The organism is Pseudomonas sp. NFACC08-1 (assembly GCF_900106735.1).
GTDB lineage: Bacteria > Pseudomonadota > Gammaproteobacteria > Pseudomonadales > Pseudomonadaceae > Aquipseudomonas > Aquipseudomonas fluorescens_Q.
Genome location: NZ_FNNL01000001.1, coordinates 566,432 through 580,017, shown reverse-complemented (window position 1 = coordinate 580,017; position 13,586 = coordinate 566,432). Strand labels below are relative to the sequence as shown.

The following is a 13,586-nucleotide window of genomic DNA, read 5'->3' as shown; positions in this document are numbered from 1 at the left end:
GTGCCGTCAACCCGCCAGCACTTTGTTCAGGGTCGCGATCAGGGTTTCTTCGTCCACCGGTTTGGTCAGGTAGTCCCTCGCACCTTGGCGCGTGCCCCAGACCTTGTCGGTGTCCTGGTCCTTGGTGGTGATGATGATCACGGGGATGTGGCCGGTGTCCGGGTCCTTGGTCAACTGGCGCGTGGCCTGGAAACCGTTGAGGCCGGGCATGACGATGTCCATCAGCACCGCATCGGGTTTTTCCTGGCGGGCCAGGGCCACGCCATCGGCGCCATTCTCGGCCTTCAGGACCTGATGGCCGTGCTTTTCCAGCATGCCGGTCAGTTTGTACATTTCAGTCGGCGAATCATCGACGATCAGAACTCGTGCCATGGTGTTCCCCATTTTCTTGTTGACCCCTGGCCCGTTGGCCAAGTGTCATTAATGTGCCTGATGCGGCTGGACAGCGGCAAAGCCCGGGACATGGGCCTGTATCGCGCCCAGCAGTTCTTCCTTGCTGAACGGCTTGGTCAAAAACTGATCGGAACCGACGATGCGCCCCTTGGCCTTGTCGAACAACCCGTCGCGGGACGACAGCATGATCACCGGCGTGGCCTTGAACGCGCTGTTGTTCTTGATCAGGGCACAGGTCTGGTAGCCATCCAGGCGCGGCATCATGATGTCGACAAAAATGATGCCCGGATGATGGTCGGCGATCTTGGCCAGGGCATCGAAACCATCGACGGCCGTGATCACCTCGCAGCCCACGTTGCGCAGCAAGGTTTCGGCGGTGCGGCGGATGGTCTTCGAATCGTCGATGACCATGACCTTCAAGGCGCTGGGTTGCTGCTGCGTGAGATGCTCTGCCATTGCCACTGCAAACCGGTTTTTAACGCGTAAGTGTGATCGACAGCGCAAACCCTTGATGTTCAAGGCCCGCACGTCACATGGCAGCCTTTTTAGCACAGTCTCCATCGCCGATCTATCGGCCGCTCGGCGCGGTGGTTTTTCCTTGACCGCCAATCTTCCGGGCGCCACTCTGACGCCACTTTTTCACGCCATTATGTGCCCATCACATTTCGAGGAACCAAGCCATGAGCGTACGCGTCGGCATTGTCATGGACCCTATCGCCAGCATTTCCTATAAAAAGGATAGCTCGCTGGCCATGCTGCTGGCCGCTCAGAAGCGCGGCTGGGAGCTGTTCTACATGGAACAGCGCGACCTCTACCAGGCCGAAGGCCAGGCTCGGGCGCGGATGAAGCCGCTGAAAGTCTTCGCCAACCCCGAGAAGTGGTTTGAGCTGGGCACCGAGAGCGACGCGCTGCTGAGCGACCTGGACGTGATCCTGATGCGCAAGGATCCGCCGTTCGATATGGAGTTCGTGTACTCCACCTACCTGCTGGAACAGGCTGAAAACGCCGGCGTGCTGGTGGTCAACAAGCCCCAGAGCCTGCGCGACTGCAACGAAAAGCTGTTCGCCACGCTGTTCCCGCAGTGCACGCCACCCACCATCGTCAGCCGTCGCCCGGACGTGTTGCGTGAGTTCGCCGACCACCACGGCGACGTGATCCTCAAACCCCTGGACGGCATGGGCGGCTCTTCGATTTTCCGCCACACCGCCGGCCACCCGAACCTGTCGGTGATCCTCGAAACCCTGACCTTGCACGGCAAGCAGCAGATCATGATCCAGGGCTACCTGCCGGCCATCGTCGACGGTGACAAACGCATCCTGATGATCGACGGCGAACCGGTGGATTATTGCCTGGCGCGCATCCCGGCCGCCGGCGAAACCCGTGGCAACCTGGCGGCCGGCGGGCGTGGCGAGGCGCGTCCATTGACCGAGAAGGATCGCTGGATCGCCGCCCAGGTCGGCCCGACCCTGCGCGAGAAAGGCCTGTTGTTCGTGGGCCTGGACGTGATCGGCGAGCACCTGACGGAAATCAACGTCACCAGCCCGACCTGCATCCGCGAGATCGACAACGCCTTTGGCACCGACATCGGCGGGATGCTGATGGATGCCATCGATCAGAAGCTCAAGGCTCGTTGATCCAGATCCTGCTGAAGGAAACCCACATTGCGCTATCATGCCCGGCCTGAAAAAAACGCGATGTTGGTTTCCTTGTCATGACACTCCCGTCCGATCTGCCCCAAGAGCTCGCCCATCGTGGCGTGCGCCCGGCTGATCGCCTCGGTTTTACCCTGTTCCTGGCGGCGTTGATCCACCTGGCGCTGCTGCTGGGCGTCGGGTTTGCCACGGTCGAACCCAAGCAGATCAGCCAGACGCTGGAAATCACCCTGGCCACCTTCAAGAGCGAGACCAAGCCCAAGAAGGCCGACTTCCTCGCCCAGGAAAACCAGCAAGGCAGTGGCACCCTGGAAAAAAAGGCGATCCCCAAGACCACCGAGATCGCGCCATTCCAGGATACCAAGGTACAAAAAGTCACCCCGCCGCCAGCCGCCAAGCCCGAGGTGCAGGAGACGGCGCCCAAGGCCGCCGTGACCACCGTGGCGCCAAAACCGAAAAAGGCCCCGGTCAAGGAAGAGGTCAAGCCTGATCCCAAGCCCAAGGCCCCCGAACCCACTTTCGACAGCTCACAGTTGTCCAGCGACATCGCCAGCCTGGAAGCCGAACTGGCCCAGGAGCAACAGCTCTACGCCAAGCGCCCGCGCATCCATCGCCTGAGCGCCGCTTCGACCATGCGCGACAAGGGCGCCTGGTACAAGGACGAATGGCGCAAGAAGGTCGAGCGCATCGGCAACCTCAACTACCCCGACGAAGCCCGGCGCAAACAGATCTACGGCAACCTGCGGCTGATGGTCTCGATCAACCGCGACGGCTCGTTGTATGAAGTGCTGGTACTAGAGTCCTCCGGCCAGCCGCTGCTGGACCAGGCCGCCCAACGGATCGTGCGCCTGGCTGCGCCGTTCGCGCCGTTTACCGGGGATTTGTCGGACATCGACCGACTGGAAATCATCCGCACCTGGAAGTTTGCCCGTGGCGATCGGCTTTCGAGCAATTGAACGAGAGCGGCGTGCCTCGCCCAACTGCATGCAGTGAGCGAGTCGGGCCGCCAGGCTGGCCAGCACAAACCCGACATTAGCCATTGGCAGCAGGGCCTTGCCAGGTCCGGGCGAGGAGGAAAACCTAACTGTTCTGTCTGTAGCACCCGACGATGGCCGCCCGCACAATGCCTGACGATGCCAACCCAGGTGTACGTCATGTCGACTGTTGAAAAGCAATTGCTTTGTCGCTATCACTACGACCCCTTGGACAAACTGGTCGGCCAGCAGGTGCCAGGCCAACCCGACCTGCAGCGCTTCTACTGTCGGCACCGCCTGGCCACCGAAATCCAGGGCGCCCTGCGGTATTCACTGGTCCAGCAAGCAGACTTGCTCCTGGCTCAACAGAGCCAGCCAGGCGAGACGCGCCTGTTGGCAACCGACCAGCAGCGCTCGATCCTGCACACGCTCGACAGCGCGGGTGAACGCAACCCCGTGGCCTATTCGGCCTATGGTCATCGCCCTGCGCAAAACGGCCTGCTGAGCCTGCTCGGTTTCAACGGCGAACGCCCGGATCCCATAACGGGCCATTATCTACTGGGCAATGGCTACCGGGCTTTCAACCCAGTGCTGATGCGCTTCAACAGCCCGGACAGCTGGAGCCCCTTCAGGCCGGGTATCTTGAACAGCTATGCCTATTGCCTGGGAGACCCAATAAACAGGAGGGACAATAATGGCCATTTACCAGTAAAATGGATAATGAGAATTCCTTTCAGAAAAATTAAACTTCATTTTTTAAGCAAGAAAATCAATCGTGCAACTACAGATACAATCCACACATTCCACACGTATAAAATATCTGCAGATGAACAACTACAGAAGCTTATTAACGAAGGTATACCCGGCGCCTTTGAGAGCGCCCACCGAGGAATATCTCTTCAGGATTTAGCCGCGAATAAATTTTTTTTAACCCATCGGGCATATGGGGACCAACTTGAAAAAACATCTGTGCCCATACCGGAGAAAATTATTGCGCTGATTGAAGCGACTAGACACAAATACAGCAACTACAAGGGTTCTGACAACTGGGTAAAAGGCAAAGTCTATCGTCTACAGTCACACCTAGTAAAAGACCAGCCACGCCAACCTGCAAAAACATGGTCCTTGCAACTCCAAGATCTCCTAGACTCTCCTGAAACAACCAGTTCCATGATTAATGACGTCAGCGCACAAGACATTGAGTGGATAGCCCAAAACCTATCAACTCCAGATCGCGACCCCTACGATGAAGCGGTGAAGAGATTCAATCATCTGCATGAGCTGAGAAATAAAGTGCGCAGTCCTCGACAACGAGGTTAACGTCTATAAAACACATTCCTTCGAGGCGCGCGCCCTTGCCAGCTCGACAAGGCGGAACCTACCGGCCCGCGCACTGCTTGCCGGCCATGCCGCTGACACCGCTTGTCAGCCGCCCCGCCCAGCGCCACACTAGCGCCTATGAAAAACGTCAGCCCCACCTACCTCAAGCATCACTTCCTGATTGCCATGCCGCACATGGCCGATCCGAATTTTGCCCACACCTTGACCTACATCGTCGAGCACACGGCCAATGGGGCCATGGGGCTGGTAATCAATCGCCCGCAGGAATTGAACCTGGCGGACATCCTGGAGCAGTTGCGCCCCGAGGTCGAACCGCCACTCTTGTGCCAGCACGTGCCGATTTTCATCGGCGGCCCGGTGCAGACTGACCGCGGTTTCGTGCTCCACCCGTCGGGCCCCAAATACCAGGCCACCGTGGACCTGGACGGGGTGTCACTGTCCACCTCCCAGGACGTGCTGTTCGCCATCGCCGACGGCGTCGGCCCGGAGAAAAGCCTGATCGCCCTCGGCTATGCCGGTTGGGAACCCGGGCAACTGGAAGCCGAACTGGCCGACAACGCCTGGCTGACCTGCCCGTTCGACGCCGACATCCTGTTCAACACCAGCAGCGAACTGCGCCTGGAAGCGGCGGCCAGCCGGCTGGGGGTCAACCTCAGCCTACTCACCAGCCAGGCAGGACACGCCTGATGGCGCTGCGCTTGCTGCTGGGCTTCGATTACGGCACCAAACAGATCGGCGTAGCGGTCGGCCAGGTCATTACCGGCCAGGCCCGCGAGTTGTGCACCTTGAAGGCGCAGAATGGCGTTCCGGACTGGAACCAGGTCGAAGCGCTGATCAAGGAGTGGAAACCCGATGCCGTGGTGGTCGGCCTGCCGCTGAACATGGACGGCACGCCCAGCGACATGTGCCTGCGCGCCGAAAAGTTCGCCCGCCGGCTCAATGGCCGCTACAACCTGCCCTTCTATACCCATGACGAGCGCCTGACCACCTTCGAGGCCAAGGGCGAGCGCCTGGTGCGTGGCGGGCAGAAAGGCAGTTACCGCGACAACCCGGTGGACGCCATCGCCGCCGCCCTGCTGTTGCAAGGCTGGCTCGACGCCAACGCCGCCCTGTTCGAAACCTGATTTTTTACAAAGCGCCGCCAAGGCGCTTTCTTTTAGCGATAAGCCGCGCCACTCACCACCGGCCCGGGAACCTGAAGGAGCCAGCATGAGCCTGCCCAATCCTGCCGAACTGATCAGCCAGATGGCGATTCGTCTCACGGCACACCTGGAACACCGCGGCATCAGCGAACCGCGCTACATCGGTATTCGCACCGGCGGCGTCTGGGTCGCCCAGGCCTTGCTCGAAGCACTGGGCAGCCAATCACCACTGGGCACCCTGGACGTGTCCTTCTACCGCGACGACTTCAGCCAGAACGGCCTGCACCCGCAAGTGCGTCCTTCGGCGCTGCCATTCGAGATTGAGGGCCAGCACCTGGTCCTGATCGACGACGTGCTGATGAGTGGCCGGACCATCCGCGCCGCCATGAACGAACTGTTCGATTACGGCCGCCCGGCCAGCGTGACGCTGGTGTGCCTGCTGGACCTGGACGCCGCCGAGCTGCCGATCCGGCCGAACGTGGTCGGCGCGACGCTGACGCTGGCCGCCCATGAGCGGGTCAAGCTCTCCGGGCCGTCGCCACTGCAACTCGAACTGCAAGACCTTGCCCTTTAACTGCCCTTGTAAGAGTCCATCGCGATGACGCCTCTCGAAACCAAGCGCCCGCTGCAGCTCAACGATCAGGGCCAGCTGCGGCACTTCCTGTCCCTCGACGGCCTGCGCCGCGAGCTGTTGACGGAAATCCTCGACACTGCCGACTCCTTCCTCGAAGTGGGTGCCCGGGCGGTGAAGAAAGTCCCGTTGCTGCGCGGCAAGACCGTGTGCAACGTGTTCTTCGAAAACTCCACCCGCACCCGCACCACCTTCGAACTGGCGGCCCAGCGGCTGTCGGCGGACGTGATCACCCTCAACGTGTCCACGTCCTCGGCGAGCAAGGGCGAAACCCTGCTCGACACCCTGCGCAACCTCGAAGCCATGGCCGCCGACATGTTCGTCGTGCGCCACGGTGATTCCGGCGCCGCGCACTTCATTGCCGAGCACGTCTGCCCACAGGTGGCGATCATCAACGGCGGCGACGGCCGTCACGCCCACCCGACCCAGGGCATGCTGGACATGCTGACCATCCGTCGACACAAGGGCAGCTTCGAAAACCTGTCGGTGGCCATCGTCGGCGACATCCTGCACTCGCGGGTGGCCCGTTCGAACATGCTGGCCCTCAAGACCCTCGGCTGCCCGGACATCCGCGTGATCGCGCCGAAGACCCTGCTGCCCATAGGCGTCGAGCAATACGGCGTGAAGGTCTACACCGACATGACCGAAGGCCTCAAGGATGTGGACGTGGTGATCATGCTGCGCCTGCAACGCGAGCGCATGACCGGCGGCCTGTTGCCCAGCGAAGGCGAGTTCTACCGCCTGTTCGGCCTGACCACCGCCCGCCTGGCCGGGGCCAAGCCGGACGCTATCGTCATGCACCCGGGGCCGATCAACCGCGGCGTGGAGATCGAGTCGGCGGTGGCCGACGGGCCGCACTCGGTGATTCTCAATCAGGTGACCTACGGCATCGCCATCCGCATGGCCGTGCTGTCCATGGCCATGAGCGGGCAAACGGCCCAGCGCCAATTCGACCAGGAGAACGCCCAGTGAAGCTCAGCATTCTCGGCGCACGCGTGATCGATCCAGCCAGTGGCCTGGATCAAGTGACTGATATCCATATCGATGCCTGCAAGATCGTCGCCCTGGGCGCCGCCCCCACCGGCTTCGTGGCGGCTGAAATCCTCGACGCCCACAGCCTGGTGGCCGCCCCGGGCCTGGTGGACCTGAACGTCGCCCTGCGCGAACCGGGCTACAGCCGCAAAGGCAGCATCGTCAGCGAAACCCGGGCCGCCGCTGCCGGTGGCGTGACCAGCCTGTGCTGCCCGCCGCAGACCAAACCGGTGCTGGACACTTCGGCCGTGGCCGAACTGATCCTCGACCGCGCCCGCGAAGCCGGAAACACCAAGGTCTTCCCGATCGGCGCACTGAGCAAGGGCCTCGACGGTGAGCAACTGGCCGAGCTCATCGCCCTGCGGGACGCCGGTTGTGTGGCGTTCGGCAACGGCCTGAACAGTTTCCGCAACACCCGCACCCTGTGCCGCGCCCTGGAATACGCGGCGACCTTCGGCCTGACGGTGATCTTCAACTCCCAGGACCATGACCTGGCCGAAGGCGGCCTGGCCCACGAAGGCCCGACCGCCAGTTTCCTCGGCCTGCCGGGCATCCCGGAAACCGCCGAAACCGTGGCCCTGGCCCGGGACCTGCTATTGGTCGAGCAAAGCGGCGTGCGCGCGCACTTCAGCCAACTGACCAGTGCTCGCGGTGCGGCACTGATCGCCCAGGCCCAGGCCCGCGGCTTGCCGGTGACCGCCGATGTGGCGCTGTACCAGTTGATCCTGACCGACGAAGCACTGATCGATTTCAACAGCGTCTACCACGTCCAGCCGCCACTGCGCACCCGCGCCGACCGCGATGGCCTGCGCGAGGCGGTGAAATCCGGGGTGATCTCGGCCATCTCCAGCCACCACCAACCCCATGAGCGCGATGCCAAGCTGGCACCGTTCGGCGCCACCGAGCCGGGCATCAGCAGTGTCGAACTGCTGTTACCGCTGGCGCTGACGCTGGTGGAAGACGGCTTGTTGGACCTGCCGACCCTGCTGGCACGCCTGAGCGACGGCCCGGCCCAGGCACTGCAATTGCCGGCGGGGAAACTCGCGGTTGGCGCAGCGGCGGACCTGGTGCTGTTCGACCCCGCCGCGTCTACCGTGGCCGGTGAAGCCTGGCGCTCCAAGGGTGACAACTGCCCGTTCATCGGCCATAGCCTGCCGGGTGCGGTGCGTTACACCCTGATGGATGGGCGGATTACCCACCAGGCCTGATACCGCGCCGCGCCTATCGCGAGCAAGCTCGCTCCCACAGGTGGATCTTTGGTGAACACATGATGTGTGAACACCTCAATCCAGTGTGGGAGCGAGCTTGCTCGCGATGCAGGCGACCAGGTCTTACTGAAAAGCCCCACGCTTCTGCGCATTACGGATCGACACCTGATCATTCAGCGTCCAGAAGTCATATAGCACCCCCAGGAAAAATACCCCGCCAGTCAGCAAGTAAAGGATCCCGCTGAGCCATTTGCCCTGGTACATGCGGTGTACGCCCAGCACCCCGAGAAACGTCAGCAGAATCCACGCCACGCTGTACTCGATAGGCCCCGGGGTAAACCGCAGGTCCGCTTCGCGATCCATGGCCGGGATCAGGAACAGGTCGATCAGCCAACCAATGCCCAGCAGGCCGAAGGTGAAGAACCAGATCGTGCCCGTGACCGGCTTGCCGTAATAGAAACGGTGGGCGCCGGTAAAACCGAAAATCCACAGCAGATACCCAATGACTTTGCTGTGGGTATCGCGGATTGCGTCCTGCTGATAGCTGTTCATGAATGGCCTCTTTTGCCTCGATAGATAAATTTTTTCGGAGTTTTTGTGACTTTTTCGTGTCCAGCCGACAAGCGGTCCTGGGCGATTCGAACCGGCGAAAGCCCCGTGATATAGGGGTTCTGTCGGACAATCAGGTCAACTTGTCGCATTTCGCCGGTTTTTTCGCTGCGTTTCGAATCGACAAACGGCCTCGGAATGGCAAAAAAAGCTGTTATAAAGTTGCGCGCCAACCTTTAAGAGCCTTGCCTAATGCGTCCATTTTTCAAGACATGGCTAACCATTTGCCTATTATTGCCACTGGCCGCCCACGCCACCAATCGTGAGCAACGTCTTCCCAACGTCAACGGCTATACCCCGAAATCCCATGTCTCTGCCTCCTTGAGCAAGGACAAGCCAAGCGCCCAGCGCGTGAGCACGACCAACAGCAAGCTGGTCCCGCCGATGGCGACCAAAGCGAGCAGCAATGTGTTGAGTCGCGCCGTGAATGTACTGGGCACACCTTATCGTTGGGGCGGCAGTAGCCCAAGTAAAGGTTTCGATTGCAGCGGACTGGTGAAATACGCCTTCAACGACGCCACCTTCGACCTGCCGCGCACCTCCAACGCCATGGCCGCCGGTCATGGCGAGAAAGTCGAGCGCAAGGACCTCAAGCCCGGTGACCTGATCTTCTTCAAGCTCAAGAGCCGCCGGGTCAACCACGTGGCCATCTACCTGGGCAACGACCGCTTCATCCACGCCCCGCGCCGTGGCAAGTCGGTGAGCATCGACACCTTGAACAAACCGTACTGGAACACCCATTACGTGGTGGCCAAGCGCGTGCTGCCGAAAGAGCCGGGTGCGATGCGCGTGGTTCAGCGCTGATCTGAAGCGCTCACCGGCCCCCCCTGTGGCGAGGGAGCTTGCTCCCGCTGGGTGGCGCAGCCGCCCCAAAACAGACCAATGATCTCTGTGGACCCCATTATTTTGGGTCCGCTTCGCAGCCCAGCGGGCGCAAGCTCCCTCGCCACAGGGACCGTATCAGGCCTTACTGACCGCTTCCCCGCCTCAGAAATTATCCGGCGTACGCGCACGCTCCCGCGCATGCTCGCGACTGATCAGGCCTTTGCTCACCAAGTCCTTCAAACACATATCCAGCGTCTGCATTCCCAGCGACCCCCCCGTCTGGATGGCCGAGTACATCTGCGCCACCTTGTCTTCACGGATCAGGTTCCGAATGGCCGAGGTGCCCAGCATGATTTCATGCGCCGCGATCCGGCCGCCGCCGATCTTCTTGACCAGCGTCTGGGAAATCACCGCCTGCAACGATTCCGACAGCATCGAACGAACCATGGACTTCTCGTCGCCGGGGAACACGTCCACCACCCGGTCAATGGTCTTGGCCGCCGATGTGGTGTGCAGGGTGCCAAACACCAGGTGCCCGGTTTCCGCGGCTGTCAGCGCCAGGCGAATAGTCTCCAGGTCGCGCATCTCCCCCACCAGGATCACGTCCGGGTCCTCCCGCAGGGCCGAACGCAGGGCCGTGGAGAAACCCTGGGTGTCGCGGTGCACCTCACGCTGGTTGATCAGGCATTTGCGCGGTTCGTGAACGAATTCGATAGGGTCTTCGATGGTGAGGATGTGATGGTGCTTGTGGCTGTTCAAGTAATCGATCATGGCCGCCAATGTGGTGGACTTGCCTGAACCGGTCGGCCCGGTCACCAACACCAGTCCGCGAGGCGCCTCGGTCACTTTGCGAAATACCTCGCCCATCCCCAGGTCTTCCATGGTCAGGACTTTCGACGGAATGGTCCGAAACACCGCCCCCGCACCGCGATTCTGGTTGAAGGCGTTGACCCGGAACCGCGCCACGCCCGGCACGTCGAAGGAAAAATCGGTCTCCAGAAACTTTTCGTAATCTACTCGTTGCCGGTCGTTCATGATGTCGTAGATCAGTTCATGAACCTGCTTGTGGTCCAATGCCGGCAGGTTGATGCGCCTGACATCGCCATCAACGCGGATCATCGGTGGCAGCCCGGCGGACAGGTGCAGGTCCGACGCGCCCTGCTTGGCGCTGAACGCCAGTAACTCAGTGATATCCATAGCGCTCCTCAATTCCAGTAGAATGCCGCGAACCTCACCGCTGGCGCTTCTTTATGTCCACGATAGCAGACAACATCGCTCAGGTTAGTTCGCGCATCCGCGCTGCGGAGCAGGCCGCCCAGCGTGCCGAACACAGTGTCAAACTGCTGGCCGTGAGCAAGACCAAACCCGTCCAGGCCCTGCGCGAAGCCTATGCCGCCGGCCTGCGGGACTTCGGCGAGAACTACCTGCAAGAAGCCTTGGGCAAACAGCTCGAACTGACCGACCTGCCCTTGATCTGGCACTTCATCGGCCCCATTCAATCGAACAAGACGCGCGCTATCGCCGAACATTTCGACTGGGTGCATTCCGTGGATCGCTTGAAAATTGCACAGCGTCTGTCCGAGCAGCGTCCGGCCGACTTGCCACCGCTGAACATCTGCATTCAGGTCAACGTCAGCGGTGAAGCCAGCAAATCCGGCTGCACCCCAGCGGACCTGCCCGCCCTGGCCAGCGCTATCAGCGCCCTGCCCCGCCTGAAACTGCGCGGATTGATGGCGATTCCCGAACCCACCGAAGACCGCGCCGCCCAGGATGCTGCCTTCGCCGCGGTCCAACGCTTGCAAGCCAGCCTGGCGCTACCGCTGGACACCCTTTCCATGGGCATGAGCCACGACCTTGAGTCAGCGATTGCCCAAGGCGCCACCTGGGTGCGCATCGGAACGGCCCTGTTCGGTGCCCGCGACTACGGTCAATCCTGAAACATGGCCGACTCATCTCTTTATAAGGACCTGTCATGAGCAACACGCGTATTGCCTTCATCGGCGCCGGCAATATGGCCGCCAGCCTGATCGGCGGCCTGCGGGCCAAGGGCCTGGACGCTTCCCTGATCCGCGCCAGCGATCCGGGTGAAGAGACCCGCAACCGGGTGAGCCGCGAACACGGCATCCAAACCTTCGCCGACAACGCCCAGGCCATCGACGGCGCGGACGTCATCGTGCTGGCGGTCAAGCCGCAGGCGATGAAAACCGTCTGCGCGGCCCTGCGCCCAAGCCTCAAGCCTCATCAACTGGTGGTGTCGATTGCCGCCGGCATCACGTGCGCCAGCATGAACAACTGGCTCGGCGAGCAGCCGATCGTACGCTGCATGCCCAACACCCCGGCACTGCTGCGCCAGGGCGTCAGCGGCCTGTTCGCTACTTCCCAAGTGTCCGCCGCACAACGCCAGCAGGCCGAGGAACTGCTGTCGGCTGTCGGCCTGGCACTGTGGCTGGACACCGAACAGCAATTGGACGCCGTCACCGCCGTCTCCGGCTCAGGCCCGGCGTACTTTTTCCTGCTGATCGAAGCCATGACCGCCGCTGGCGAGAAACTCGGCCTGCCCCGGGAAACCGCTGCCCAACTGACCTTGCAGACCGCACTAGGCGCCGCACACATGGCTGTCTCCAGCGACGTCGACGCGGCCGAGCTGCGCCGCCGCGTGACCTCGCCGGCCGGCACCACCGAAGCGGCCATCAAATCGTTCCAGGCCGGGGGCTTCGAAGCCCTGGTGGAAAAAGCACTCGGCGCCGCCGCGCACCGCTCGGCCGAAATGGCCGAACAACTGGGCCAATAAGGAGTTATTCATGATTGGATTGAACACTGCAGCGGTCTACGTGCTGCAAACCCTCGGCAGCCTGTACCTGCTGATCGTGCTGCTGCGTTTCGTGCTGCAACTGGTGCGCGCAAACTTCTACAACCCGCTCTGCCAGTTCATCGTCAAGGCCACCCAGCCGCTGCTCAAGCCACTGCGCCGGATCATCCCAAGCGTGTTCGGCCTGGACATGTCCTCGCTGGTACTGGCGATCCTGGTGCAACTGGCGCTGATGGCCCTGACCCTGCTGCTGACCTACGGCACCACCGGCAACCCGTTGCAACTGCTGATCTGGTCGCTCATTGGCGTGACCGCGCTGTTCCTGAAGATTTTCTTCTTCGCCATGATCATCAGCGTGATCCTGTCGTGGGTCGCGCCGGGCAGCCATAACCCAGGTGCCGAACTGGTCAACCAGATCTGCGAACCGGCCCTGGCGCCGTTCCGTCGTATCGTGCCGAACCTTGGCGGCCTGGATATCTCGCCGATCCTGGCGTTCATGGTGCTCAAGCTGATCGACATGCTGGTGATCAACAACCTGGCGGCGATCACCATGATGCCGGAAATCCTGCGCCTGCTGATCTGACCCCAGTGAGCTACTTTCGCTGGGATGGCGACGACCTGATCCTGGAGTGTCACCTGCAACCGGCAGCCCGCAGCGATGATTTCGCCGGGCTGCACGGTGACCGCCTGAAGATCCGCCTCACCGCCCCGCCGGTCGAGGGCAAGGCCAACGCGTACCTGATGGCGTTCCTGGCCAAGGCGTTTGGCGTGTCCAAGAGCCAGGTCAGCCTGATCAGTGGCGAGTTGAACCGGCAGAAGCGGGTGCGGATTCATTCGCCGAAGAAGCTGCCGGAGTTGCCGGGCCTCGTCCGGCCCACCTGATGAATGACCAACCCTGTGGCGAGGGAGCTTGCTCCCGCTGGGCTGCGAAGCAGCCCCCAACCAGGCAACGCGCTATTACCTATGGTAC

General features: G+C 61.7%; 17 protein-coding genes. 13 read left to right on the top strand and 4 right to left on the bottom strand.

Annotated elements, in window-relative coordinates; genetic code table 11:
* Positions 1-6 precede the first annotated feature (6 nt).
* A complete protein-coding gene (pilH, locus tag BLU76_RS02735) occupies positions 7-372 on the bottom strand; it encodes a twitching motility response regulator PilH (protein WP_063325209.1) in 366 nt (121 codons plus the stop codon).
* A 48-nt stretch (positions 373-420) separates the two neighbouring features.
* Complete coding sequence (locus BLU76_RS02730; RefSeq protein ID WP_003206467.1) at positions 421-849, bottom strand: response regulator; 429 nt, start codon at positions 847-849, stop codon at positions 421-423.
* A gap of 224 nt (positions 850-1,073) precedes the next feature.
* Between BLU76_RS02730 and gshB the strand changes: the two genes are divergently transcribed.
* The 8 genes from gshB (at position 1,074) to BLU76_RS02690 (ending at position 8,373) form a co-directional block, all read left to right on the top strand.
* Entirely contained in the window at positions 1,074-2,027 is a 954-nt protein-coding gene (gene gshB / locus BLU76_RS02725; protein ID WP_063323969.1) for a glutathione synthase, read from the top strand.
* A gap of 77 nt (positions 2,028-2,104) precedes the next feature.
* A complete protein-coding gene (locus tag BLU76_RS02720; protein WP_057449546.1) occupies positions 2,105-3,001 on the top strand; it encodes an energy transducer TonB in 897 nt (298 codons plus the stop codon).
* A gap of 198 nt (positions 3,002-3,199) precedes the next feature.
* On the top strand, positions 3,200-4,339 hold the full coding sequence (locus BLU76_RS02715) for an RHS repeat-associated core domain-containing protein (RefSeq protein WP_092221407.1): 1,140 nt from the start codon (positions 3,200-3,202) through the stop codon (positions 4,337-4,339).
* 138 nt (positions 4,340-4,477) lie between these two features.
* Entirely contained in the window at positions 4,478-5,047 is a 570-nt protein-coding gene (locus tag BLU76_RS02710) for a YqgE/AlgH family protein (RefSeq protein WP_003206472.1), read from the top strand.
* Entirely contained in the window at positions 5,047-5,484 is a 438-nt protein-coding gene (ruvX, locus tag BLU76_RS02705; protein ID WP_003177497.1) for a Holliday junction resolvase RuvX, read from the top strand. Before BLU76_RS02710 ends, ruvX begins: the two co-directional genes overlap by 1 nt.
* A gap of 85 nt (positions 5,485-5,569) precedes the next feature.
* On the top strand, positions 5,570-6,076 hold the full coding sequence (gene pyrR / locus BLU76_RS02700; protein WP_060740208.1) for a bifunctional pyr operon transcriptional regulator/uracil phosphoribosyltransferase PyrR: 507 nt from the start codon (positions 5,570-5,572) through the stop codon (positions 6,074-6,076).
* 24 nt (positions 6,077-6,100) lie between these two features.
* The gene (locus BLU76_RS02695) at positions 6,101-7,105 is read left to right on the top strand and encodes an aspartate carbamoyltransferase catalytic subunit (RefSeq protein ID WP_003177495.1); all 1,005 of its coding nucleotides are present in this window, start codon (positions 6,101-6,103) and stop codon (positions 7,103-7,105) included.
* Positions 7,102-8,373: a dihydroorotase gene (locus tag BLU76_RS02690; RefSeq protein WP_092221405.1), complete on the top strand. Its 1,272-nt coding sequence runs from the start codon at positions 7,102-7,104 to the stop codon at positions 8,371-8,373. The genes BLU76_RS02695 and BLU76_RS02690 overlap by 4 nt, the downstream gene beginning before the upstream one ends.
* A gap of 123 nt (positions 8,374-8,496) precedes the next feature.
* Here BLU76_RS02690 and BLU76_RS02685 read toward each other — a convergent pair whose 3' ends face one another.
* Entirely contained in the window at positions 8,497-8,925 is a 429-nt protein-coding gene (locus BLU76_RS02685) for an NINE protein (RefSeq protein ID WP_003206477.1), read from the bottom strand.
* A 249-nt stretch (positions 8,926-9,174) separates the two neighbouring features.
* On the opposite strand from BLU76_RS02685, the gene BLU76_RS02680 reads away from it, so the two are divergent.
* The gene (locus BLU76_RS02680) at positions 9,175-9,786 is read left to right on the top strand and encodes a C40 family peptidase (protein ID WP_072346216.1); all 612 of its coding nucleotides are present in this window, start codon (positions 9,175-9,177) and stop codon (positions 9,784-9,786) included.
* Between the two features lie 183 nt (positions 9,787-9,969).
* Here the strand turns inward: BLU76_RS02680 and BLU76_RS02675 are convergent, their stop codons facing one another.
* Positions 9,970-11,004 carry a type IV pilus twitching motility protein PilT gene (locus BLU76_RS02675; protein WP_063323965.1) on the bottom strand — a complete coding sequence of 345 codons (1,035 nt, stop codon included), beginning with the start codon at positions 11,002-11,004 and terminating at the stop codon, positions 9,970-9,972.
* A 53-nt stretch (positions 11,005-11,057) separates the two neighbouring features.
* Between BLU76_RS02675 and BLU76_RS02670 the strand changes: the two genes are divergently transcribed.
* From BLU76_RS02670 to BLU76_RS02655, 4 genes are read left to right on the top strand one after another with little or no spacing between them, the layout of a single operon-like run.
* Positions 11,058-11,744: a YggS family pyridoxal phosphate-dependent enzyme gene (locus BLU76_RS02670; protein WP_077508447.1), complete on the top strand. Its 687-nt coding sequence runs from the start codon at positions 11,058-11,060 to the stop codon at positions 11,742-11,744.
* Positions 11,745-11,779: 35 nt separating this feature from the next.
* Positions 11,780-12,598 (top strand): pyrroline-5-carboxylate reductase, encoded by an 819-nt coding sequence (proC, locus tag BLU76_RS02665; RefSeq protein WP_072346212.1) that lies wholly within the window; start codon positions 11,780-11,782, stop codon positions 12,596-12,598.
* Positions 12,599-12,608: 10 nt separating this feature from the next.
* On the top strand, positions 12,609-13,199 hold the full coding sequence (locus BLU76_RS02660) for a YggT family protein (protein ID WP_063323962.1): 591 nt from the start codon (positions 12,609-12,611) through the stop codon (positions 13,197-13,199).
* A 5-nt stretch (positions 13,200-13,204) separates the two neighbouring features.
* Positions 13,205-13,498 carry a DUF167 domain-containing protein gene (locus BLU76_RS02655; protein WP_092150072.1) on the top strand — a complete coding sequence of 98 codons (294 nt, stop codon included), beginning with the start codon at positions 13,205-13,207 and terminating at the stop codon, positions 13,496-13,498.
* Positions 13,499-13,586: the final 88 nt, after the last annotated feature.